Raw genomic sequence first — 14,554 nt, 5'->3', positions numbered from 1 at the left:
CGGCTCAGGCCCCCTGCTCGCCCAGCAGCCGGTCGGCGATCTCCTCGATGCGCTCGCGCAGCCCCTCCTGGCTCTTGCCACCGTCGAGGCGTTCGTCGCCGATGACGTACGTCGGGGTGCCGGTCACCCCGATCGCCTTGCCCTCGGCCTGGTCGGCGTCCACGATCAGGATGTGCCGGCCGTCGATCAGCGCGGTGTCGAACTCCTCGGCGTCCAGGCCGAGTTCACGGGCCACCTCGACCAGGAAGGGTTCCCCCTTGCGGTCCAGCTCCTCGACCCGCTCCAGCACGGCCTCCACGTACGGCCAGCCCTTGCCCTGCTCCAGCGCCTCCTCGGCGGCCTGCGCGGCGGCGAAGGAGTGCTTGTGCTTCTCCAGCGGGAAGTGCCGCAGCCGCAGGTCCAGCCGGTCGCCGTAGCGGGCGCGCAGGGCACGGACGTCGTCCAGGGCGGTGCGGCAGTCGGGGCACTGCAGTTCGCACCAGACGTCGAGGATCAGGGCATCGGCGCGTACGGGGGAGGAGTCGCTCATGCCGACCAGTCTTCCAGGCCGGACGCGGGCGACCCAATCGGGACGGTACGGCGGCCATTCCCGGTCAGAGGGTGTTCAGGGGGTACGGCAGCGCACCGGCACTCCAGTAGGAGACGACCCGGAGATGTCCCTGATGTCCGGCCGGGGCATGGCATCGCGAGGAGGCGGCGGTGCAGGATGGAGGGGACGGAGGCGGGCGCCGTTGGTGCCGCCCGCCGAGCGTTGCACCGCACCCGACCGAGCCCGCCAGGAGGACCGGATGATTGCCGAGACCGTCTGCTCCGCCGTGTCCGCGGCGGGCCTGGGCATCGCGGTGGTCACGGCCTACCGCAAGCGTTTCCTCGCGGCGACCCGCATCGCGGCCTACTCGCTGGTGCCGGTCGGCCTGGTGATGACCGGGGTCGTCGGCTGGCTCGCGGACACCGCCTTCAGCCCCACCGCCTGGGCGGGCTTCGGGGTGCTGGGCGCGGCCTGGCTCCTGTTCGCCGGCACCCGGACGGTCGAACGCCGGCGCGGCGGCACCCGCGCCCAGCGCAAGGCGGCCCGCGGCGACGGCTCCGAGGCCGTGACGCCCGGGGCGTCCGCTCCTTCCCTGGGCCCGGGCACCCGGCCCGCGACCGGCTCCGCCACCGCCCCGCGCGCCACCGGCTCCGGCGACGACTTCAGCGACATCGAGGCCATCCTCAAGAAGCACGGCATATGACGTCAGGAACCGTTCACAACCGGAAGCAAGTCGGACGAGACGGCGCTATATCCGGCAACTCCCGGATATAGCGGGAACGTTGATCGCGCTCGGGGCCTCTCCTGCGCCATGATCGGCAGCGAGATGCTGGACACGAGACAGAGCGAGGCCGCGCCGCCGAAGGACGAGCCGCGCGGGTGCCTCTTCGCCCTATCCCAGCCACCGCTGATGATCTTCCTTGCGGTGATCGGGTGTCTGCTCCTCATGGCTGCGCTGCACGATCTGCTGTTGCTGTGAGCCGTACACGTCCGTCCCGGCGCCACCCGCCGGGACCGACGTCGCCCTCAGCCCCGGATCCTCCGCACGCGGCGCACGACACGAACCCCTACGGCGCCCCGCCCGGCGTTCGTCAGCCCGTCGCCTCCTTGCGGCGGGCCCGGTACGCGGCCACGTGCAGTCGGTTGCCGCAGGTGCGGCTGTCGCAGTAGCGGCGCGAGCGGTTGCGGGAGAGGTCGACGAAGGCGCGCCGGCAGTCCGGTGCCTCGCAGCGCCGCAGCCGTTCCCGCTCCCCGGCCACCACGAAGAAGGCGAGTGCCATCCCGCAGTCGGCGGCGAGATGGTCGGCCACCGAGGCGCCGGGTGCGAAGTAGTGCACATGCCAGTCGTAGCCGTCGTGGTCCGTCAGACGCGGGGTGGTGCCCGCCGCGGCGACCAGCTCGTTGATCAGCCCGGCGGCCGAACGCTCGTCCGACGCGGCGAAGATCGCCGCAAAGCGCCCCCGGACCCTGCGCACCGCCGAGAGATCGAACTCCGACAGCACACCGACGTCGCTGATCTCGTGGTTTCGTACGAAATCCACGAGAGCCGGGACATCGGGCAGTCCGTCGGCCGCCGCGTCGTCCTCCGGCGCGGTGTTCACCAGATCCACCACGGTGTCGAGGGCGCACCGGGTGTCGTGGGTGATCAGCACGTTTCGCTCCCTGGCCTGAGGGTCGGGCGGACGCCCGCCGATGCTGGCCGATGGTAGCGACAACCCAGCCCACCGCACCGGCCCCCGCCGACCTCGATTGCCGGTAGAACGCCTCCGCGCCCGAGCTGGTTCCCGCCCGCGGCACCGTGCGCCGATCCTTTCCGTGCCGGCACCGGTGTACAGACCGGCGCCGTCACGCGTGAATCGCTCACGGTGACGGCGCCGGGCTGTGCCGTATGCGGTTGTCTTGGCCCGAGCCGTCTCCCCGAGTGGACGGCGCCGGGCTGCTTTCGGGGGCCGCGACCTAGCTCTCCGCCAAGATGTGCGAGAGCTCCTGATCCAGATCGAAGTGCCGGTGCTCCGTGCCGGGTGGCACGGCGGCGTCGGTTCGCTTCAGGAAGGACTCCAGGGCCCGCGCCGGGGCTTCGAGGAGGGCCTCCCCTTCCGGGGAGCTGAGGGCGATGCACACGACGCCCTGACCGTGGCTCCGCGACGGCCAGACACGGACGTCGCCGGTTCCGGTGGGCCGGTGGAGCCCCTCGGCGAGGAGGTCGCGGGCGAACACCCACTCGACGGTCTCCTCGGCTCCGGTGTGGAAGGTGGCGTGCACGGCGTAGGGGTCGGCCGTGTCGTACCGCAGGCCTGCGGGGACAGGCAGGGAGGACTCGCTCGACACAACGAGGCGCAGGTGCAGCTCGCAGCTGACCGTGGTGTTCATAAGCGCCAGGGCCTTTCGCTCAGTGTGCGCTCGGGGATTCGCACGTCGGCGAAATCGACATGCCACCTACGATGCCGTTGTAAACCCCTCTGAGGGTTTTGCGTGTCTTTACGTAACTCTTCCGGCCGAGAACTCGTACGAGATCTACGACCATTCCGGTGACTGGATTCACTCCGGTAGGGTTTGTCTGTATGAATACGGGGAGTGACGAGCCGGGCGAGGTCGTCGTGACGGCGGACAGGGAGAGGGCGGATCGGCAGGAAGCGGGGCGGAGCGCCGGACCTGAGACCGGTACCGGGCTGGGCTCCCGGGCGCCGGAATTCATCAAGGCCCGCCGGCTGCTGCACCTGAGCTGGCAGGTCGGCGTCTTCGTGGTCGGCCTCGCGGTCGTCGTCGCCGGCGTCATCATGCTGCCGCTGCCGGGACCCGGCTGGGTGGTGATCTTCGGCGGCATGGCGATCTGGGCGACCGAGTTCGTCTGGGCACAGCTCGTGCTCCGCTGGACCAAGCGCAAGGTCACCGAGGCCGCCCAGCGGGCCCTCGATCCCGAGGTGCGCCGCCGCAACATCACGCTTACCGTGGTCGGGCTGGTGATCGTGGCCGTGCTGGTCGGGATCTACGCGTGGAAGTTCGGCCTCGTCATGCCGTGGAAGATCAAGAATCAGTGACGCGGCTTTGCCGCCCGGCCGTCCACCGCCCCGGCCCGTGGTCGGAAGCACCCCCTGACATGGGGTAATGTTCTTCCTGCGCCCGGGCGATTAGCTCAGTGGGAGAGCGCTTCGTTCACACCGAAGAGGTCACTGGTTCGAACCCAGTATCGCCCACCCGGACCGACGGCCCACCTGCGAAAGAGCAGGTGGGCCGTCGGCGTCTGCGTCCTCCGAACCGGGCCGACGGAACCCGGCCGGCCGACTCCGGCAGCGAGCAGAGGCTCCAGGCGTCCTGCGCGGATGCCGAGGGCGAGCAGCGCAAGCCTCCGTGTGTCGAGGCCGCGCGAGCAGTCCGCCTTTTTGCGGAACCGGCAACATCCCTCGTGCCCTCTGGTCCGCCCGCTGCACCATCGTCGGCACCGACCGCAATCGACCCGGCACGGCCGCCGGGTCGTCGTCGCACCGCATCCACACGCCGTCCGCCACCACCAGGCCCGCCTCGCGCGGCCCCTCTCCGTACGCCGCCCGACCGGCAGACAAGCCGAACGGCCCAGCGCACCGACAGAACCGACGCCGCACCGCCCGCAAGAGGCCGGGCGCGCCCCCAGAACCCACGCCGCCCGAGAACACCCCGGGAGCCCCCATGCCGAAGCCCCCCGCCCCCACTCCCACCCACCGGCTGATCCCGTCCCCCGCCGGGCGTGTGCATCTCGTGGAGCAGGGCAGTGGCCCCCTCGTGCTGCTGGTGCACGGGTTCCCGGAGTCCTGGTACTCCTGGCGGCACCAGTTGCCGGCCCTGGCCGCCGCTGGTTACCGCGCCGTGGCCGTCGACGTGCGGGGCTACGGCCGTTCGTCCAAGCCGGTGGCCGTGGACGCGTGCCGGATGCTCGACCTGGTCGCGGACAACATCGCCGTGGTGGAGGCCCTGGGGGAGGAGACCGCGGTGGTCGTCGGGCACGACTGGGGCGCCACGATCGCCGCCACCTCCGCTCTGACCAGGCCCGATGTGTTCCGGGCGGTGGCTCTGCTCGGCGTGCCCTACACCCCGCCCGGTGGCCCGCGGCCCAGCGAGGTCTTCGCGCGGATGGGCGCGGACGAGGAGTTCTACGCGTCCTACTTCCAGCAGCCGGGCCGGGCCGAGGCGGAGATCGAGCCGGACGTGCGCGGCTGGCTCGCGGGCTTCTACGCCGCCCTGTCCGCCGGCACCATGCCCGCGCCGGGCGCCCCCGACCCGCACTACGTCGGCCGCGGCGGCACTCTGCGCGAACGGTTCCCCGCCGGCCCGCCGCCGGCCTGGCTGAGCGAGGGTGACCTCGACTTCCTGGCCGGTGAGTTCGAGCGGACCGGGATGACCGGGGCGCTGAACCGTTACCGGAACATGGACCGGGACTGGGCGGACCTGGCCGGTCACGAGGGCGCCCCGATCACGCAGCCCTCGCTGTTCATCGGCGGCGCCCTGGACGCCTCGCTCGCCTGGCTGGCCGACGCGGTCGAGGCGTACCCGAAGACATTGCCCGCCCTGCTCGGCTCACACGTCCTCGACGGCTGCGGCCACTTCGTCCAGCAGGAGTGCCCGGAGGAGACGAACCGGATCCTGATCGACTGGCTCACCACCCTGCCCACCTGAGCTCGGGCCGCCCCGCACCGAACTGCCTGAGCTGCGGCGGGCTCGCACCGTGTCGTTCGACGTCCGGTCGCCCCGCACCCGTTCCGCCCGACATCCGGCCGCCCCCCGGCTTTCGGCCGGACCCCCGGCCACCCCGCACCGTGCTCCCGGAGCTCCAGCGGGCTCGCACGATCCCGCCGCACCCCCGGCCGCCCCGCTGGCCCGGCTCGTCCCCTCGCCCTGCTCGTCCCCTCGTTCGGCCCGTCAGCCACGCCCCGCTCACCTGCGCGAACGACCGGCGGACCGCCCCCGCGCCGGCGCCGCCCGCAAGAAAATCCTGTCCGAATCATTGACGCACCCCGGACCCCTCCGTGACCAGCAGGAATCTTGAGAGGCGTACGGTCCTGAAGGCGGCCGGAGCCTCGGCGGCCGTGCTCGGGCTCGCCGCGACGACCGGGTGCGGAGGCGGAAGCGGTTCCGGGGACGGGACGGTGACGATCCGTTACTCCTGGTGGGGTGCCGAGGGGCGGGCCAAGAAGATCAACCAGACCATCGCGCTCTTCGAGAAGAAGTACCCGAAGATCAAGGTCAAGACGGACTTCCAGACGTACGCGTCCTTCTGGGAGAAGTTCCAGACCCGGGCGGCCGGCGGAAATCCCCCGGACGTTTTCCAAAATGCCGTCACCTTTCTTCGGAAATACGACAAGCGGGGAATTCTCCTCGACCTCAAGTCCCAGGTGCAGGCAGGTAATCTGACCCTGGATCACTTCCGGGAAGGCGTCACGAAGGTCGGCGAGGGCGACGGAAAGCAACTCGGAATTCCCGTCGGCTCCAACACCATGGCGCTCGTCGTCGACAAGAAGGTCTTCCAGACGGCGGGCGTCGAGCCGCACGCGGGCTGGACCTGGGACGACTACTTCAAGGCCCTGAAGACGATCCACGACAGGACGAAGGTTCCCGGGGACACCGGCTACTTCACCATCATGTACCTGTACGACCTCTACCTCCGCCAGAACGGCAAGGCGTTCTTCTCCAAGGACGGACTCGGCTTCGACAAGGCCGATCTGACGGAGTGGTGGACCGACGGCTACAACCGCGTCAAGGCGGGCATCGTCACCGACCCGAAGGTCGTCCAGCAGGACATGCCCAGGTCCTCCCTCTCCGCAGAAGGCCTCAACATCACCTACGAGGACTACGAGCCCGAGTTCGGCACCCCGTACGGGATCGCCCGCACCTGCGAACTCCTCTTCTGGGCCAACGACTCCACCCCCTCCGCCGACCCGCTCGCCTGGCAGGTGGCGGCCGTACGCGTGCTGCCCCAGCTCGCGGCCCCGCCCCGGCAGCTCATCAAGGCCAAGGTCTTCGGCCCCGGCCTGTACTCCGAGCCGGACCGCTCCACCCAGGCCAAGGCGAAGATCGAGGACCACCTCGACTTCCTCTTCACCTACTACAAGGACCAGGTGGAGCAACGCCGTTGGTACGGCTTCTGGGACTACGGCGACTTCATGCACACCTACGACACCGTGCGCCACCAGTGGCGGTACGACGTCGGCGGCTACGCCTGGGACAACTCCGAGCTCTCACCGGACCTGTGGCTCTGGTACGCATACCTGAGAAGCGGCCGTTCGGACCTCTTCCGCTTCGCCGAGGCGCTCACCCGGCACACCGGCGAGGTCGACGTCTACCACCTCGGCACGTGGGCCGGCCTCGGCACCCGGCACGGTGTGCAGCACTTCGGCGACAGCGCCAAACAGCAGCGCATCGCCAACACCACCTACCGCCGCTTCTACTACTTCCTCACCGCCGACGAACGCGTGGGCGACGTCATGCACGCCAACGTCGACTCCGACGAGACCTTCCTCGTCCTCGACCCCCAGCGCAAGGTCCGCACCGACCCCTACACCCCCGACCGGCACGCCCTGTCCATCGGCTTCGGCACCGACTGGAGCGGCCTGGTCTCGGCCTGGTTGACCGAGTGGGAGCGCAAGGGGCCCAAGTGGGAGAAGGCCAAGGCGCGTGTGCTGTCCACGATGGAGGGCATCGCCGCCCAGCCCAACGGCTTCGTCCAGGGCAGCGGGCTGTACGACCTCGACACCGGCGAGTTCGCCGTCGCCGACAAGCCGGTCGTGTCCGTGTCCCACCTCTCGGCCGTCTTCGGCCTGGGCGAGCTGTGCGCCGAGCTGATCCACCTCGTCGGCATGCCGAAGTTCAAGGAGGTCTACCTGGACTACCGCCGCTACTTCAACGCCACCAAGGCCGAGCAGAAGGCCCGTTACGGCTCCGACTTCGGCACCCTGCTGCTCTTCCAGGGCCACTCGCGCCTCGACGCCTACGCCGCCGTACAGACCGGTGACGCCACCCTCGCCAAGCGCGCCTGGACCAAGTTCTACGGCTCGGACGGCTACACCGGGTCCTCGCCGTGGAAGACCGAGAGACTGACCGGCCCCGTCACCCTGGTCGAGGGCAGCGAGGCGAGCTGGGTGTCCAGCAACGACACCGCGCTCTACGGCCTCGCGGCCATCGAGAACCTGGCGCTGCTCGGGGACAGGATGCCCTGGCCGAGGTCGGGGGAGCGCCGTCGCACGGGCGGCGGCGCTCGCCCACCGAGTCTGGCCCGGCGCATGGTGCGGCGCATGAGTACGCGTACTCAGATCTCCCGCCTCGCCGGGCAGACTCCTCCCATGGACTGGACCCACTACCGCTTCCGCAGCCTGTGGTCCCTGCCCGCACCGCCCGCCGCCGTGTACGCGGTGCTGGAGCGGCCCGAGGACTATCCGGGCTGGTGGCCGCAGGTCCGCTCGGTGACCAGGCTGGACGCCGACACCGGGGTGATCACCGTCCGCTCCCTCCTGCCGTACGACATGACCTTCACCGCGCGGCAGGCCCACCGCGACCCCGACGCCGGTGTGCTGGAGGTCACCCTGTCCGGCGACATCGAGGGCTGGGCGCGCTGGACGGTCACGGCGGAGGGCTCCGGGACCCTGGCCCGCTACGACCAGGAAGTGGACGTGCACAAGCCGCTGCTGCGCCGGTTCGCCGTACTCGGCCGCCCGGTCTTCCGGGCCAACCACCGCCTGATGATGCGGTCCGGACGGCGCGGGCTGCTGCGCCGCCTCCAAGCGGTTTGAAGGATCGGCGCCGAGACCTGTATTGTTCAGTGCGTTCCCGGGCGATTAGCTCAGTGGGAGAGCGCTTCGTTCACACCGAAGAGGTCACTGGTTCGAACCCAGTATCGCCCACCCGGAGAGGCCGGTCCGCAGCAGTGGGCCGGCTTTCTGCGTACTGAGCGGGCTCACGCCGCCGCCGGCAGCTCCGGCCTGAGCGGCCAGTCCGTGCTGACGATCTCCTCCGAGCCGCTGCGCGCGAACCACGCCTGCAGCCCGCGGGCCTGTGCCGCGTGCCAGCCCGTCTGGAGCGTGTGCAGCTCGGCGGGGGTCAGACGCTCCAGCCGGGTCGCGAAACGGCGGCCGAGGGCCCGTACGACGTCCAGCGCGGCCAGGGCGTCCGCACCAGCATCATGCGCACCCTGCAGCGTCACGCCGTAGTGCGCGCACAGGTCGGTCAGGGTGCGGCGGCCCTTGCGGTAGCGGTCCAGGTGCTTGTCCAGCACGCGCGGGTCCAGTACGTGCAGCGGGGTCGCCTCGAACCAGCGGTCCAGCGACGACGCCCGGTGCCGGCGCAACTCCCGGTCCAGCAGGGTGAGATCGAAGGGCGCGTTCATCACCACCAGCGGGCGGCCCATCGCCGCGTGCTCCGCCAGATGCTCGGCTATCTCGTACATCACCGGCGCCGGCCAGCGGCCGTTGCGCTGCAGGTGCTCCTCCGTCAGCCCGTGCACGGCGGTGGCCTCCTCGGGCACCGGGACACCCGGGTTCACCAGCCAGCGGGTGACCCGGGGCCGGGTGCCCGGCGCGTCCTGGACGACGACGGCGGCCGACACGATCCGGTCGGTCTCGACGTCCACGCCCGTCGTCTCCGTGTCGAAGCCGGCCAGCGGCCCCTCGTACCAGTACGTCATCCCAACCCAACTCCTCGTTCACCCAGGGCAGGTGACGTTCCGTCTTCTGCCCGTTTGGTGATACCCGGGCCGTTTGCGCCGTACGCCGGGGGGAGACAACAGGAGTACGGGTCTTTGCAGTTCAGCGGCCCGCAGCGGGGAAACTCTTGGCTTGGAAGGCTGTTGGTCATGGCCATAGCGCAGCCCGAGCGGGGCGGGCTGCTGCCCGATCGCACGGGCCCCCTTCGCGGCACGCTCGCCACCACCGCCTGCATGGAGACACTGCAGGTCGGCTACTTGCACGCGGTCGCCGCCGCGGCCGGCTGCTCGCTGTCCCAGCCCTTCCCGGACAACGGCATCGACTGGCACGTCAGCCACAGCGCGCCCGGACACACCGTCGACGACGAGGTCACCATCAAGGTGCAGCTGAAGGCCACGTACCAGGTCGCGCCGAACCCTCCGGGGCGCACCTTCTCCTTCACCCTCGACAACGACCACCTGCGCAAGCTCGCCCGCACACCCGTCTCGGTGCACAAGATCCTGGTCGTCATGCTCGTCCCGCGCTCGCAGGACGACTGGCTGCGCGCCAGCCACGACCGGCTCGACCTCAGGCACTGCTGCTACTGGATCAACCTCGCCGGCCACCCCATCACCGGCCGGCACCGGACCACCGTGCGGATACCGACCACACGCATCTTCGACGACCGGGCGCTGTGCGAGATCATGACGCGGGTCGGGACGGGAGGCAGGCCATGAGGAGCCGTCCGTACGAGGAGCTGCCGCGCCAGGTCCGGCCGCATCCCGACGACCTCGCGTGGAACCGGCCCCCGGAGCCCGCCGAGGTCGACCCCGCCGTGCTCGGCGCCCTGCTGCACCGGCACGGCTGGCAGCGGCGCGGCGGAGCCCCCGGGCGCTACGGCCGCTGGACCCCGCCGGGACCGGGCGCCGGCGGGACCAGCCTGCTGGTGCCCGAGAGCCGCGCCTTCCCCGACAGCGACGACCTGCTCGGCGAGGCCCTCGACGCCCTCGCCCGCAGCGCGACGCCCGCCGCGCGCGAGGTGCTGATCTCCCTCGCCGTGCCCAGCGACGAGATCCGCTGGTGGCGGGACACCCCGAGCGGACCCGTCGGCGCCGCGCCCTGGACGGCCGCCGAGCAACTGCGCGGCGCCGCCCGGCAGATGCTGCTCGCCGCCGCGCTCGCCACACGCGCGCGTGCCGGGTACTACGGCGCCCGCCACCGCCGCTCCGCCGCCGCACTGCTGCAGGACGTCCTCGTCGGGCCCGCCGCCGAGGGCCGGCACCTCACCGCCTTCGTGCCCGTGCCCACCGGCCGCGCGCTCGCCGTCCGCCTGCACCAGGCCCTGAACGCCGCCCGCGAGGCCGTCGACTACCAGCGGGCCACCGGCGGCATGGACGCCTTCGACGGCGCGGTCGAGGCCGGCGTCAGCCGTGAACTGACCGAGGCGCTGGCCGCGCTCGTGCGGGGCACCGAGGGCGCCCGGATCGCCGTCGCCTGGGCACCCGGCGCCGGCGTCCCCGAAGGCTGCGCCCCCTCCGCCGAACCCGTCGAGTTCTCACCCGGCGACCTGCCCGTGCTGCGCGAGGCCGCCGCCCGCTATCTGCGCGAGGAACCCTCCGTACCGGTCCGGATCACCGGCGCCGTCGTCCGTATGCGCCGCTCCGGACCGGGCGGCGAGGGCACCGTACGGCTCCGCGTCCTCGCCGGAGCCGATGTCCCGCACGTCCGCGTCACCCTGGACGAGGAGGACTACCGCATCGCCGGCCACGCCCACCTCGTCGGACTCCCGGTGCGCGTGCACGGCCGGCTGGAGCGCCGGGGCGGCTTCCGCCGGCTCACCGGCGCCTCCGGGGTCGTGCCCGTACAGGTGGACGAGGGCGAGCGGGACCGGCTGCTGAAGTCCCTGCAGGAGAACCTCGACTTCTTCGAGGAGGCCTGCGGGGAGGCGTACGGGGACGAGGACTGAGGAGTGACGACAGGGGACTGTGGGTGACCGTTTCGCGGTCGGCGCCGTGGGGTCGGTACGATCGCCTGTGCGCGCGCTCCTGGTATGGCGCCGCACCCACCTTCAGTCAGGAGAGACCGGTGTCAGACGTCCGTGTGATCATCCAACGCGATTCCGAGCGGGAAGAACGCGTGGTGACGACGGGCACTACGGCCGCCGACCTCTTCGCGGGCGAGCGCTCGATCATCGCCGCGCGTGTCGGGGGCGAGCTGAAGGACCTCGCCCACGAGGTCGAGGACGGCGAGACCGTCGAGGGCGTCGAGATCTCGTCCGAGGACGGCCTGAACATCCTGCGCCACTCCACCGCGCACGTCATGGCGCAGGCCGTGCAGGAGCTGTTCCCCGAGGCCAAGCTGGGCATCGGCCCGCCCGTCAAGGACGGCTTCTACTACGACTTCGACGTCGAGAAGCCGTTCACGCCCGAGGATCTCAAGGCCATCGAGAAGAAGATGCAGGAGATCCAGAAGCGGGGGCAGCGCTTTGCCCGCCGTGTGGTCACCGACGAGGCCGCCCGTGAGGAGCTGGCCGCCGAGCCGTACAAGCTGGAGCTGATCGGCCTCAAGGGCTCGGCCTCCTCCGACGACGGCGCGGACGTCGAGGTCGGCGCCGGTGAGCTGACGATCTACGACAACCTGGACGCCAAGACCGGCGAGCTGTGCTGGAAGGACCTCTGCCGCGGTCCGCACCTGCCCTCGACCCGCCTCATCCCGGCGTTCAAGCTGATGCGCAACGCGGCCGCCTACTGGCGCGGCAGCGAGAAGAACCCGATGCTCCAGCGCATCTACGGCACCGCCTGGCCGTCCAAGGACGAGCTGAAGGCCTACCTGGACTTCCTCGCCGAGGCCGAGAAGCGCGACCACCGCAAGCTCGGCACCGAACTGGACCTCTTCTCCATCCCGGAGCAGATCGGCTCCGGCCTCGCCGTCTTCCACCCCAAGGGCGGCATCGTCCGCCGGGTCATGGAGGACTACTCGCGGCGCCGCCACGAGGAGGAGGGCTACGAGTTCGTCTACACCCCGCACGCCACGAAGGGGAAGCTCTTCGAGACGTCCGGGCACCTGGACTGGTACGCCGAGGGCATGTACCCGCCCATGCAGCTCGACGAGGGCGTGGACTACTACCTCAAGCCCATGAACTGCCCGATGCACAACCTGATCTTCGACGCGCGCGGCCGCTCCTACCGCGAACTGCCGCTGCGCCTCTTCGAGTTCGGGACCGTGTACCGGTACGAGAAGTCGGGCGTCGTGCACGGCCTGACCCGTGCCCGCGGCTTCACCCAGGACGACGCGCACATCTACTGCACCCGTGAGCAGATGTCCGAGGAGCTGGACAAGACGCTCACCTTCGTCCTCGGCCTGCTGCGCGACTACGGCCTGACCGACTTCTACCTGGAGCTGTCCACCAAGGACCCGGAGAAGTTCGTCGGCTCCGACGAGGTCTGGGAGGAGGCGACCGAGACCCTGCGCCAGGTCGCCGAGAAGCAGGGCCTGCCCCTGGTCCCGGACCCGGGCGGCGCCGCCTTCTACGGCCCGAAGATCTCCGTCCAGGCGAAGGACGCGATCGGCCGGACCTGGCAGATGTCGACCATCCAGCTCGACTTCAACCTGCCCGAGCGCTTCAACCTGGAATACACCGGCCCGGACGGCTCCAAGCAGCGCCCGGTCATGATCCACCGCGCGCTGTTCGGCTCCATCGAGCGGTTCTTCGCCGTCCTGCTGGAGCACTACGCGGGTGCCTTCCCGGCGTGGCTGGCCCCGGTCCAGGCGCTGGGCATCCCGATCGGCGACACGCACGTGGAGTACCTGGAGAAGTTCGCCGCCGCGGCCCGGAAGCAGGGCCTGCGCGTCGAGGTGGACTCCTCCTCGGACCGCATGCAGAAGAAGATCCGCAACGCCCAGAAGCAGAAGGTGCCCTTCATGGTCATCGCGGGCGACGAGGACATGTCTAACGGCTCGGTGTCGTTCCGCTACCGCGACGGCTCGCAGGAGAACGGCATCCCGTTCGACGCGGCCATCGCGAAGATCGCACAGGTCGTCCAGGAGCGGGCCCAGGTCTGATCCGGCACCGGCTCCGTACGAAGGCCCCCGGGGAGGTTCACCTCCCCGGGGGCCTCTCGTCTCCCTCGCGGGTGAAGGTCTGCATCAGCCAGGACGAGAACGAGCCCGTCACCGCGCCGAGCAGGGCGAGGCCGCCGATCATCATCCCGATGGCGATCGTCCGGCCCATCGGGGTGACCGGGGTGACGTCGCCGTAGCCGACCGTGGTGAGGGTCGACGCCGCCCACCACACGGCGTCCCCGAACGTGCGCATGGTGGCGCCGGGCGCCCCGCGTTCCGCCTGGTAGACCGCGAGAGCACCGGAGAAGCCGAGCAGCAGGGTGGACAGGCCGGCGTAGGAGATCACGCGTGCGTGCAGCGAGAGCCGGGGCTGTCCGGCCTTGCGCTGTACCGCGTCGTACAGCGGAACGATCCGCAGCGGGCGCAGCAGCGGCAGAATGACCACCATCGTGTGCAGCATGTGCGTGGGGACGAAGCGCAGCCCCTGCCCGCTGAGCCGCCAGCGCACCCCGTAGTCCGCGGCGAACAGCACCCAGAGGGCCAGCATCACCAGCTTGCACACGGTGTGCCAGAAGGCGGGCAGGTCCGGAGCCAGGACGTGGGTGGCATACGCGGCCAGGAAGACCAGCGACGCCAGGAAGAGGGGGATCTCGGTGCGCTGCTCCCAGAGCGCCCGGCGGCTGTCGTCGTCCACCGGCCAAGCTTGGCCGGTGACCTTTCTCCCGCCGCCCCGGCGACACGCCGCGAACGGGCGAAGCCATATGCTGCCTAGCATGACGAGTGAGCCGGAGCAGCAGATCGGAGTGGGGACGCAGGACGCGTTCCAGCGCCTGTGGACGCCCCACCGGATGGCCTACATCCAGGGCGAGAACAAGCCGAGCGGCCCGGGGGCCGACGACGGCTGCCCCTTCTGCACGATCCCGGCCAAGTCCGACGAGGACGGGCTGATCGTCCGGCGCGGCGAGCATGTCTACGCCGTCCTCAACCTCTACCCGTACAACGGCGGCCATCTGATGACGGTCCCGTACCGCCATGTCGCCGACTACACGGACCTGACCGGTCCGGAGACCGCGGAGCTCGCCGAGCTGACCAAGCAGGCGATGACGGCCCTGCGCACCGCGTCCGGCGCGCACGGCTTCAACATCGGCATGAACCAGGGCACGGTCGCGGGCGCCGGCATCGCCGCCCACCTGCACCAGCACATCGTCCCGCGCTGGGGCGGCGACACGAACTTCATGCCGGTGGTCGGCCACACGAAGGTGCTGCCGCAGCTGCTGGCCGACACCAGGAAGATGCTGGCGGAGTCCTGGCCGGCGTAGCC

The 14,554-nt window shown here is 70.7% G+C and carries 13 protein-coding genes, 2 tRNA genes and 1 pseudogene; 11 read left to right on the top strand and 5 right to left on the bottom strand.

What is annotated here, in order from left to right:
* Positions 1 to 4: 4 nt before the first annotated feature.
* Positions 5 to 529, bottom strand: coding sequence for a DsbA family protein (locus ACWCQS_RS31560; RefSeq protein ID WP_450983139.1), 525 nt, complete (start codon positions 527 to 529; stop codon positions 5 to 7).
* 259 nt (positions 530 to 788) lie between these two features.
* Here ACWCQS_RS31560 and ACWCQS_RS31555 point away from each other — a divergent pair, with 259 nt between their 5' ends.
* Positions 789 to 1,232 (top strand): hypothetical protein, encoded by a 444-nt coding sequence (locus ACWCQS_RS31555; protein ID WP_451007603.1) that lies wholly within the window; start codon positions 789 to 791, stop codon positions 1,230 to 1,232.
* A gap of 108 nt (positions 1,233 to 1,340) precedes the next feature.
* Positions 1,341 to 1,508 carry a hypothetical protein gene (locus ACWCQS_RS31550; RefSeq protein WP_450983273.1) on the top strand — a complete coding sequence of 56 codons (168 nt, stop codon included), beginning with the start codon at positions 1,341 to 1,343 and terminating at the stop codon, positions 1,506 to 1,508.
* Between the two features lie 112 nt (positions 1,509 to 1,620).
* Here the strand turns inward: ACWCQS_RS31550 and ACWCQS_RS31545 are convergent, their stop codons facing one another.
* Both ACWCQS_RS31545 and ACWCQS_RS31540 read right to left on the bottom strand, forming a co-directional pair.
* The gene (locus ACWCQS_RS31545) at positions 1,621 to 2,181 is read right to left on the bottom strand and encodes a CGNR zinc finger domain-containing protein (protein ID WP_451007602.1); all 561 of its coding nucleotides are present in this window, start codon (positions 2,179 to 2,181) and stop codon (positions 1,621 to 1,623) included.
* A gap of 304 nt (positions 2,182 to 2,485) precedes the next feature.
* On the bottom strand, positions 2,486 to 2,899 hold the full coding sequence (locus ACWCQS_RS31540; RefSeq protein WP_004002642.1) for an SsgA family sporulation/cell division regulator: 414 nt from the start codon (positions 2,897 to 2,899) through the stop codon (positions 2,486 to 2,488).
* Positions 2,900 to 3,090: 191 nt separating this feature from the next.
* Here ACWCQS_RS31540 and ACWCQS_RS31535 point away from each other — a divergent pair, with 191 nt between their 5' ends.
* The 5 genes and pseudogenes from ACWCQS_RS31535 (at position 3,091) to ACWCQS_RS31515 (ending at position 8,394) form a co-directional block, all read left to right on the top strand.
* Positions 3,091 to 3,567, top strand: coding sequence for a TIGR02611 family protein (locus tag ACWCQS_RS31535; RefSeq protein ID WP_451007601.1), 477 nt, complete (start codon positions 3,091 to 3,093; stop codon positions 3,565 to 3,567).
* Between the two features lie 84 nt (positions 3,568 to 3,651).
* A tRNA-Val gene (locus tag ACWCQS_RS31530) sits at positions 3,652 to 3,723 on the top strand.
* 469 nt (positions 3,724 to 4,192) lie between these two features.
* On the top strand, positions 4,193 to 5,176 hold the full coding sequence (locus ACWCQS_RS31525; RefSeq protein WP_451007600.1) for an alpha/beta fold hydrolase: 984 nt from the start codon (positions 4,193 to 4,195) through the stop codon (positions 5,174 to 5,176).
* A 533-nt stretch (positions 5,177 to 5,709) separates the two neighbouring features.
* Positions 5,710 to 8,283 (top strand): annotated as a pseudogene (locus tag ACWCQS_RS31520) (extracellular solute-binding protein); the annotation flags it as partial.
* Between the two features lie 39 nt (positions 8,284 to 8,322).
* Positions 8,323 to 8,394: transfer RNA gene (locus ACWCQS_RS31515), tRNA-Val, on the top strand.
* Between the two features lie 53 nt (positions 8,395 to 8,447).
* Here the strand turns inward: ACWCQS_RS31515 and ACWCQS_RS31510 are convergent.
* Positions 8,448 to 9,173, bottom strand: a complete 726-nt coding sequence (locus ACWCQS_RS31510) for an exonuclease domain-containing protein (protein WP_451007599.1) — start codon at positions 9,171 to 9,173, stop codon at positions 8,448 to 8,450.
* 168 nt (positions 9,174 to 9,341) lie between these two features.
* Here ACWCQS_RS31510 and ACWCQS_RS31505 point away from each other — a divergent pair, with 168 nt between their 5' ends.
* The 3 genes from ACWCQS_RS31505 to thrS all read left to right on the top strand — a co-directional run bounded on the left by ACWCQS_RS31505 (position 9,342) and on the right by thrS (position 13,233).
* Positions 9,342 to 9,908, top strand: coding sequence for a DUF4365 domain-containing protein (locus tag ACWCQS_RS31505; RefSeq protein ID WP_451007598.1), 567 nt, complete (start codon positions 9,342 to 9,344; stop codon positions 9,906 to 9,908).
* Positions 9,905 to 11,137 carry a hypothetical protein gene (locus tag ACWCQS_RS31500; RefSeq protein ID WP_451007597.1) on the top strand — a complete coding sequence of 411 codons (1,233 nt, stop codon included), beginning with the start codon at positions 9,905 to 9,907 and terminating at the stop codon, positions 11,135 to 11,137. The genes ACWCQS_RS31505 and ACWCQS_RS31500 overlap by 4 nt, the downstream gene beginning before the upstream one ends.
* Before the next feature lie 119 nt (positions 11,138 to 11,256).
* A complete protein-coding gene (thrS, locus tag ACWCQS_RS31495; protein WP_451007596.1) occupies positions 11,257 to 13,233 on the top strand; it encodes a threonine--tRNA ligase in 1,977 nt (658 codons plus the stop codon).
* Between the two features lie 37 nt (positions 13,234 to 13,270).
* On the opposite strand, the gene ACWCQS_RS31490 is transcribed toward thrS, so the two are convergent.
* Positions 13,271 to 13,927 carry a potassium channel family protein gene (locus tag ACWCQS_RS31490; RefSeq protein WP_451007595.1) on the bottom strand — a complete coding sequence of 219 codons (657 nt, stop codon included), beginning with the start codon at positions 13,925 to 13,927 and terminating at the stop codon, positions 13,271 to 13,273.
* A gap of 67 nt (positions 13,928 to 13,994) precedes the next feature.
* Between ACWCQS_RS31490 and ACWCQS_RS31485 the strand changes: the two genes are divergently transcribed.
* Positions 13,995 to 14,552 (top strand): HIT family protein, encoded by a 558-nt coding sequence (locus ACWCQS_RS31485; RefSeq protein WP_451007594.1) that lies wholly within the window; start codon positions 13,995 to 13,997, stop codon positions 14,550 to 14,552.
* Positions 14,553 to 14,554 lie beyond the last annotated feature (2 nt).

The organism is Streptomyces sp. NPDC002076 (genome assembly GCF_053593835.1).
This window is presented reverse-complemented; position numbering and strand designations above follow the sequence as displayed.

What these genes read in the sequence shown, in the direction of transcription:
- ACWCQS_RS31540 (WP_004002642.1), bottom strand. Translation starts at nt 2,899, where the DNA reads ATGAACACCACGGTCAGCTGCGAGCTGCACCTGCGCCTCGTTGTGTCG.
- ACWCQS_RS31555 (WP_451007603.1), top strand. Translation starts at nt 789, where the DNA reads ATGATTGCCGAGACCGTCTGCTCCGCCGTGTCCGCGGCGGGCCTGGGC.
- ACWCQS_RS31535 (WP_451007601.1), top strand. Translation starts at nt 3,091, where the DNA reads ATGAATACGGGGAGTGACGAGCCGGGCGAGGTCGTCGTGACGGCGGAC.
- ACWCQS_RS31500 (WP_451007597.1), top strand. Translation starts at nt 9,905, where the DNA reads ATGAGGAGCCGTCCGTACGAGGAGCTGCCGCGCCAGGTCCGGCCGCAT.
- ACWCQS_RS31510 (WP_451007599.1), bottom strand. Translation starts at nt 9,173, where the DNA reads ATGACGTACTGGTACGAGGGGCCGCTGGCCGGCTTCGACACGGAGACG.
- ACWCQS_RS31550 (WP_450983273.1), top strand. Translation starts at nt 1,341, where the DNA reads ATGATCGGCAGCGAGATGCTGGACACGAGACAGAGCGAGGCCGCGCCG.
- ACWCQS_RS31560 (WP_450983139.1), bottom strand. Translation starts at nt 529, where the DNA reads ATGAGCGACTCCTCCCCCGTACGCGCCGATGCCCTGATCCTCGACGTC.
- ACWCQS_RS31485 (WP_451007594.1), top strand. Translation starts at nt 13,995, where the DNA reads ATGCTGCCTAGCATGACGAGTGAGCCGGAGCAGCAGATCGGAGTGGGG.
- ACWCQS_RS31525 (WP_451007600.1), top strand. Translation starts at nt 4,193, where the DNA reads ATGCCGAAGCCCCCCGCCCCCACTCCCACCCACCGGCTGATCCCGTCC.
- ACWCQS_RS31505 (WP_451007598.1), top strand. Translation starts at nt 9,342, where the DNA reads ATGGCCATAGCGCAGCCCGAGCGGGGCGGGCTGCTGCCCGATCGCACG.